At 71.9% G+C, this 6855-nt stretch carries 5 protein-coding genes; 2 read left to right on the forward strand and 3 right to left on the reverse strand.

All coding sequences use genetic code 11. The annotated features are described in order from the left end of the window. Positions 1-127 precede the first annotated feature (127 nt). The 3 genes from ACIRL2_RS36775 to ACIRL2_RS36785 form a co-directional block, all read right to left on the reverse strand. Positions 128-892, reverse strand: coding sequence for a GntR family transcriptional regulator (locus tag ACIRL2_RS36775; protein ID WP_402238161.1), 765 nt, complete (start codon positions 890-892; stop codon positions 128-130). A 155-nt stretch (positions 893-1047) separates the two neighbouring features. Continuing rightward, entirely contained in the window at positions 1048-2457 is a 1410-nt protein-coding gene (locus tag ACIRL2_RS36780; RefSeq protein ID WP_395864738.1) for an aldehyde dehydrogenase family protein, read from the reverse strand. Between the two features lie 173 nt (positions 2458-2630). Then, positions 2631-3491, reverse strand: coding sequence for a dihydrodipicolinate synthase family protein (locus tag ACIRL2_RS36785; RefSeq protein WP_402238198.1), 861 nt, complete (start codon positions 3489-3491; stop codon positions 2631-2633). A 380-nt stretch (positions 3492-3871) separates the two neighbouring features. On the opposite strand from ACIRL2_RS36785, the gene ACIRL2_RS36790 reads away from it, so the two are divergent. Together ACIRL2_RS36790 and ACIRL2_RS36795 are read left to right on the forward strand one after the other, a co-directional pair. Beyond that, positions 3872-4876 carry an ABC transporter permease gene (locus tag ACIRL2_RS36790; protein WP_395864736.1) on the forward strand — a complete coding sequence of 335 codons (1005 nt, stop codon included), beginning with the start codon at positions 3872-3874 and terminating at the stop codon, positions 4874-4876. 71 nt (positions 4877-4947) lie between these two features. Then, complete coding sequence (locus tag ACIRL2_RS36795) at positions 4948-6714, forward strand: ABC transporter substrate-binding protein (protein WP_395864734.1); 1767 nt, start codon at positions 4948-4950, stop codon at positions 6712-6714. The last annotated feature ends 141 nt before the right edge of the window (positions 6715-6855 follow it).

Here is a 6855-nt window from a genome sequence, read left to right on the forward strand (position 1 = left end):
CCCTGCCCCACCGGGCCCGCCGGGGTGGTGCCTAACCCCCACCGGGGTGGGTGACGGGGTAGTTCGGGTTTGGTTTGGTTGTTGGCTACCCCCTGGGGGTCCCCCCCCACCACACCGACGACGCGCCTTACTCGGGTGCGGATCCGGACCCGGGCGCGGGCTCGTGGGCCGGGTCGGACCAGAGCGAGCGGATGTGGCCGAGGTGTTCGCTCATCGCCGCCCGCACGCCCTCGCCGTCCCCGGCGAGCAACAGGTCGAGGATTTCCTCGTGTTCGCGGGCGGAGGCCACCAGCGCGCCGCGTTCGGCGAGTTGGGTGAGTCCGTACAGGCGCGAGCGCTTGCGCAGGTCGCCGACGACCTCGACCAGGCGCTGGTTGCCGCCGAGTTCGAGGAGGCCGAGGTGGAACTGCCGGTCGGACTCCAGGTAGCCGATCAGGTCGCGTCGCTCGGCGGCGGCCACGATCGCGGCGGCCACCGGGCGCAGCGCCTGCAGCGCGGCGGGGTCGGCGGTCTCGGCCAGGCCCACGACGACCGGGATCTCGATCATCGACCGAATCTCGGTGTACTCGTCGAGGTCGCGACCGGACAGCGCGGTGACCCGGAAGCCCTTGTTGCGGACGACCTCGACCAGACCTTCCTTGACCAGGTCGAGCATCGCTTCGCGCACGGGGGTCGCCGAGACGCGGAACTGGGCGGCCAGGCTCGGCGCCGAGTAGATGACGTCCGGGCGCAGCTCACCGGCGATGAGGGCGGCGCGCAGGGCGTGCGTCACCTGGTCGCGCAGACTGCGGCGCTCCTGCACGAACGGCAGATCCAGGGGCCGCTCCAGCGTGTTCGCCGTGGCGGTGGTCTCGCCGGTCGGCTCGGTCGGCACTTCGGCGTGCGCTCTCATCGGGTGTCCTTCCTCGAGGCCGGGTGCACCTCGAAACCTGTGCAATGTGCAATGTTACAGTCTGTTCGGCATTGTGCCCACCACCTCCCCGTTCCGTCCCCGACGCGCCATGTCCCGGTGCCCCGGCATCGCGGCGCCCGCGTGCTCCCGCGTGCTCACGCAGCGCCCGTCGGATTCGCCGGCAGCAGGCTCACGGTGCGGGTGGCGGTGTAGAAGTCCGCCGCGGCGCGGCCCTGTTCGCGCGGCCCGTGACTGGAGGCCTTCGTTCCGCCGAAGGGCAGGTGGAAGTCGACACCCGTGGTGGGCGCGTTGACCTTGACCAGGCCGGTGTCGATCCGGTCGACCACGGCGAGCGCGGCGTCCAGGTCGCGGGTGTGCACCGACGCGACCAGGCCGTGCGGCACGGCCCGCGCCAGCTCGATGGCCCGATCCAGGTCGCTCGCGCGTTGCAGGACCGCGACGGGGCCGAAGATCTCCTCGTGGAGCGCGGCATGGCCGGTCGGCACCCGCTCCAGGATGGTCGGGGTGGCGAACCATCCCGCGCCGTCGTACGCGCGGCCCGCGGTCAGCACTCGGCCGCCGGCGGCGAGCGCCGAGTCGAGCGCGGCGCGCACCCGGGTGCGTGCCGCCTCGGTCACCACCGGCCCGCATACCGTCGCGGCGTCGGCCGGGTCGCCCACCGGCAGCGCCCGGGTGGCGGCGTCCAGCGCCTCGCGCAGCGGATCGGGATCGCCCACCACGATGATCCGCCGGGTGGCGGTGCACTTCTGACCCGCGTAGCCGAAGGCCGCCGCGATCAACTGCGCGGCGGTGGACCGCACATCGGCGTCCGGCAGGACCAGCGCGGCGTTGCACCCGCCCATCTCGGCCTGTACGGGGAGCCCTCGCGCGGTGGCCGCGCGGACCACGTCCAGGCCCACGGCGGTCGAACCGGTGAACGAGACCACATCGGCGGCCTCGACCACGGCCGCACCGGTGGCGGCCTCGCCCGGCAGCACGGTGAACAGGTCGGCCGGCAACACCGCGTCGAGCAGTTCGGCAAGGCGCAGCGCGCAGCCGAGCGCCTGCGGGGCGGGCTTGAGCAGTACCGCGTTGCCCGTGGCGAGCGCGGGCGCGGCCTTCCAGAGCGGGATCGCCAGCGGGAAGTTCCACGGTGTCACCAGCCCGGCCAGGCCGTACGGTCGACGTCGGGTCAGCAGCAGGCCGGGGCCCGAGGCGGGTTCGTGCACCGAGCCGACCGGGTCGTAGACCTGCTGCGCGTTGTAGCGCAGGATCGCGATGGCGCGGGCGATCTCGCCCCGTGCCTCGCCGATCGGCTTGCCGACCTCGCGCACGATCAGGTCGGCGAAGGTGTCGGCGGTGTCGGCGAGTCGGTCGGCGGCGGCGCCGAGCGCGGCGCAACGGGCCGAGGCCCCGGCCGCCCACCAATCGCGTTGGGCGGCGCGGGCGCGTTCGGCGGCGCTGTGCACGTCGGCGGGGGACACCGCCGGTGCCTCGGCGACGAGTTCGTCGGGGTCGGCCGGGTTGTGGCTGCGCACCGGTGGTGCGGCGGACGTGGTGGTCACGGCGGGAAGCCCTTCGGGAAGGGGTCGGTGGATCGACCGGGCCGCCGGGGGCGGTGATCCGGGCGCGTTTGGTGACGGTGGGCCGGGGCCGGGGCCGGGCCGATCGGACGATCGGTCGGCCGGACGGCCCGGCGGGAGTCGGCGTCGTGTCGGGTGGGTGCGGCGGGGCCGGTTCAGCTCAATCCGGCCGCGACGGCCCGCTCGGTCGCCAGCCGGACGCTTTCCCGCGTCTCGGCGTTCAGTGGCCGGCGGGGCGGACGGCAGGGGCCGCCGGGCTTGCCGACCACGTCCATGGACAGCTTGATCGCCTGGACGAACTCGGTGCGGGTGTCCCAGCGCAGCAGCGGGTGCAGGACGTCGTACAACTCCCGGGCCCGGGGCAGGTCGCCGGCGACGGCGGCGCGGTAGAGCTCGATGCAGGAGTGGGGGAGGACGTTGAGGAATCCGCCGATCCAGCCCTTGGCACCGGCCACGGCCAGCTCCAGGAGCACGTCGTCGGCACCCGCCAACAGGTCCAGGCCGGGGGCCAGTTCGGCGAGGCGGTAGGCGCGGCGGGTGTCGCCGCTGAACTCCTTGACGCCGACGATGTGGCCGTCGGCGTGCAGCTTCGCCAGCAGTTCGGGGGCCAGGTCCACCCGGGTGTCGAACGGGTTGTTGTAGGCGACGACGGGCAGGCCGACCGAGGCCACGTCGGCGTAGTGCGCGTGCACCTCGGCATCGTCGGCGCGGTAGGCGTTCGGCGGCAGCAGCATGACGGCCTCGGCGCCGGCCCGGGCCGCCTGCTCGGTCCAGCGGCACGCCTCGGCCGAGCCGTACGCGGCGACGCCGGGCATCACCCGGTCGCCGCCCACGGCATCGACCGCGACGCGGACCACCTCGGCGCGTTCCTCGGCGGTCAGGACCTGGTACTCGCCCAGGGAACCGTTGGGCACGACGCCGTCGCAACCCGCGTCGACGAGCCCGCGCACGTGGTCGGCGAAGGCGTCGTAGTCGATGCTCAGGTCCGCGCGCAGCGGCAGCGTGGTGGCGACCATCAGGCCGCGCCACGGCCGGCGGATGTGGTCGGTGGGGATCGGGCCGGACACGGGGGCTCCTCGGGTGTCGATGGCGGTGGTGACGGCGACGGGGACGTCGTGGTCGCCGTCGGCGGTGGCGGGCATCGCGGTGGTGGCACACGTTTCCACCGTGGTCACCTCAGTACAATGTCACATTGCTTTACGGTTCCGCCAGACCCGACTTCGATCGCATCGGCAAACGAGGGAAGCGGTAAAACCGCAGGTGAATGGTAAAGGAAATGCAAATACAATGTCGCACCTCAAATGTGACACGTTGCAAACCTTGACCATTGCATCGCCCGTGGGCAGAGTTCCCCACCAACCACCCCACCCCGCCGCCTCCCGAGAGGCCCGCCACCATGACCACGCTCGCGCCCCCCACGGATCCGCCGGCGGATCAGGTTTCGCCCGCCGTCGGCACCGCCCCCACCGGGCTGCGCCCCTCGCAACTCGCCTGGCGTCGCTTCCGGCGCGACCGCACCGGGATCGTCGCCGCCTACGTCGTCGCCGTCTTCGTCGTCGCGGGCCTGGGCGCACCGCTGTTCGCCCGGTGGTACGGGCACGACCCCTACACCACCTACGGCCAGAACCGGCCCGGCCTGCTCAACGAGTTCGGCTTCCCGATCGCACCCAACGGCGGCATGTCCGGCGAGTTCTGGCTCGGCCTCGAACCCGGCCTGGGCCGGGACGTGCTCACCCAACTCCTGTACGGCATCCGCACCTCGCTGCTCATCTCGCTGGCCGTGGTCGCCATCGTCACCGTGCTCGGCGTGCTGGTGGGAGTGACCGCCGGCTACCTCGGCGGACGTACCGACTTCCTCGTGGGCCGACTGATCGACGTCATGCTCAGCTTCCCGGCGACGCTGTTCTTCATCGCGTTCACCCCGGTGGTCACCTCGCTGCTGACCCGCCCGGGCGAGCAGATGTCGCCGCTGCTGCGCGGGGCGGTCATCGTCGCGGTGCTCTCCGCGTTCGGCTGGGCCTCGGTGGCCCGACTGCTGCGCGGTCAGGTGCTCTCGCTGCGCGCTCGCGAATACGTCGAGGCGGCGCGGGTGATCGGCGCCTCGCCCGGCCGCATCGTGCTGCGCGAGCTGCTGCCCAACCTGGTCACACCGATCCTGGTCAGCGCGTCGATGGCGGTGCCCGCGTACGTGACCACCGAGGCCGCCCTGTCCTACCTGGGTGTGGGCATGGTCGAACCCACCCCCGACTGGGGGCGGATGTTGCTCAAGGGCGCCGAGGTCTACCGGACCGACATCACCTACATGTGCGTCCCCGGCATCTCGATGCTCGTCTTCGTCGTCGCCTTCAACCTGCTCGGCGACTCGGTCCGCGACGCACTCGACCCCAAGAGCGACCGCTGAGCCCCCGACGTCGCGTCCGGCGCCGGTCCCTTCGCCACACCGCACTCGCACGGCAACCCTCGGAAGGAACCATGAACCCTCGGCGCAGACCCACTCGCCTCACCCGAACCGCGCTCGCCGCGCTCACCCTTGCCCTCGGCGCGGCCGCCTGTTCCGGCGGCGGCGGCACCCCGGACAACAAGGAGCCCGGGAAGGGCGCCCCCAAAGCCCAGGTCCGCGCCGTGTCGATCGGCGCCGCCGCCGAGTCGAAGGGCCCGGCCAAGGAACTCCCCGGTGCCAAGCCCGGCGGCACCGCCACGGTCCTGGAGCGCGCCGACTTCAACCACCTGGACCCGGCCCGCGTCTACGTCTCGCACGAGCAGACGGCGGAACTGCTGATCTCGCGTCAGCTCACCACGTACAAGCAGGAAGGCGACCACACCACCCTGGTCGGCGACCTGGCCACCGACACCGGGACCAGCCCCGACGGCGGCAAGACCTGGACCTTCACCCTCAAGGACGGGCTCAAGTACGAGGACGGGTCGCCGATCACCGCGCAGGACGTCAAGTACGGCGTCGAGCGCTCGTTCGCCAAGGAGATCACCGGCGGCCCCACCTGGATCCAGGAATGGCTCGTCGGCAACGCCGACTTCCGCTCGGTGTACGACGGCCCCTACGCCGGCCGCGAACTGGACGCGATCAAGACCCCGGACGCGCGCACCATCACCTTCGCGCTCCCGGCCCCGCGCGGCGACTTCCCGTTCGCGGTGGCGATGCACACCAGCACCCCGGTGCCGCGGGCCAAGGACACGAAACTGGAATACGACAAGCGCCCGTTCTCCAGCGGCCCCTACAAGATCTCCACCCGCGAGATCGACAAGTCCATGACGATGGTCCGCAACGAGCACTGGGACCCGAACACCGACGCGGTCCGGCACGCCTACCCCGACCAGTGGAAGTTCGAGTTCGGCGCGTCCAACCAGCAGATCAACGAGCGGCTGATCGCGGCCAACGGTGGTGACCGCACGGCGATGACCTTCCGCGTCGCGGTCGGCCGCGAGGTCGCCCAACAGGTGCTCACCACACCGGACTTGAAGGCTCGCACGGCGGACGCGGCCACCCCGTACACCGAGTACTTCGAGATCAACAACCGGCGCCAGACCAATCCGAAGATACGCCAGGCGCTGATCGCGGCGTTCCCCAAGGAACAGGTGCGGCAGATCCTGGGCGGCCCCGCGTACGGCGAGTTCGCCACCACGCTGATGGGTGCGACGGTGCTCGGTTTCGAACCCTTCGACCTGGCCGGTGTGCCGAACACCGGTGACCCGGCCAAGGCCAAGCAGTTGCTCGCCGAGTCCGGCACCCCCAACCCCAGCATCACCTACGCGTACAACCAGACCCCGCTGTGGGAGCAGGTCTCGGTGACCATCGTCCAGGCCCTGCAACAGGCCGGCTTCAAGGTGGTTCCGCAGCCGATCAACGACAAGAGCTACTACACCGAGATCGGCCGCATGGACAACAAGTACGACCTGTACTGGTCCGGCTGGGGTGCCGACTGGCCCAGCGCCGCCACCGTGCTCCCGGCCAAGTTCGACGGCCGCAAGATCATCGACGACGGCTCCGTCTACAGCCTCTACAACAACCCGGCGATGAGCACCGAGATGGACCGCATCACCGCGATGTCGGACGTCGTGGCGGCCGGCAAGGAATGGTCGAACCTGGAGAAGAAGATCATGGCCGAGGCCCCGGTGGTGCCGTTCGTGTACCGGCGCCAACTGACCCTGTACGGCCCCGGTCTGGGCGGCGTACGAGTCGGCTTCATCGGCTCGACCTATCCGATCGACGTCTGGGTCAAGTAGCCCCTGGGCGGGGCGGCTTCGGCTCCGACCGGCGGCGGGGGGGGGGGGGGGGGGCCCCGGGCCCCCCCCCCCCCCCGGGCCCCCCCCCCCCCCCCCCGGCCCCCCCCCCGGGGGGGGCCCCGGGAGCGGACGAGGTGGCGG

The organism is Embleya sp. NPDC127516 (genome assembly GCF_044765325.1).
Lineage (GTDB): Bacteria > Actinomycetota > Actinomycetes > Streptomycetales > Streptomycetaceae > Embleya.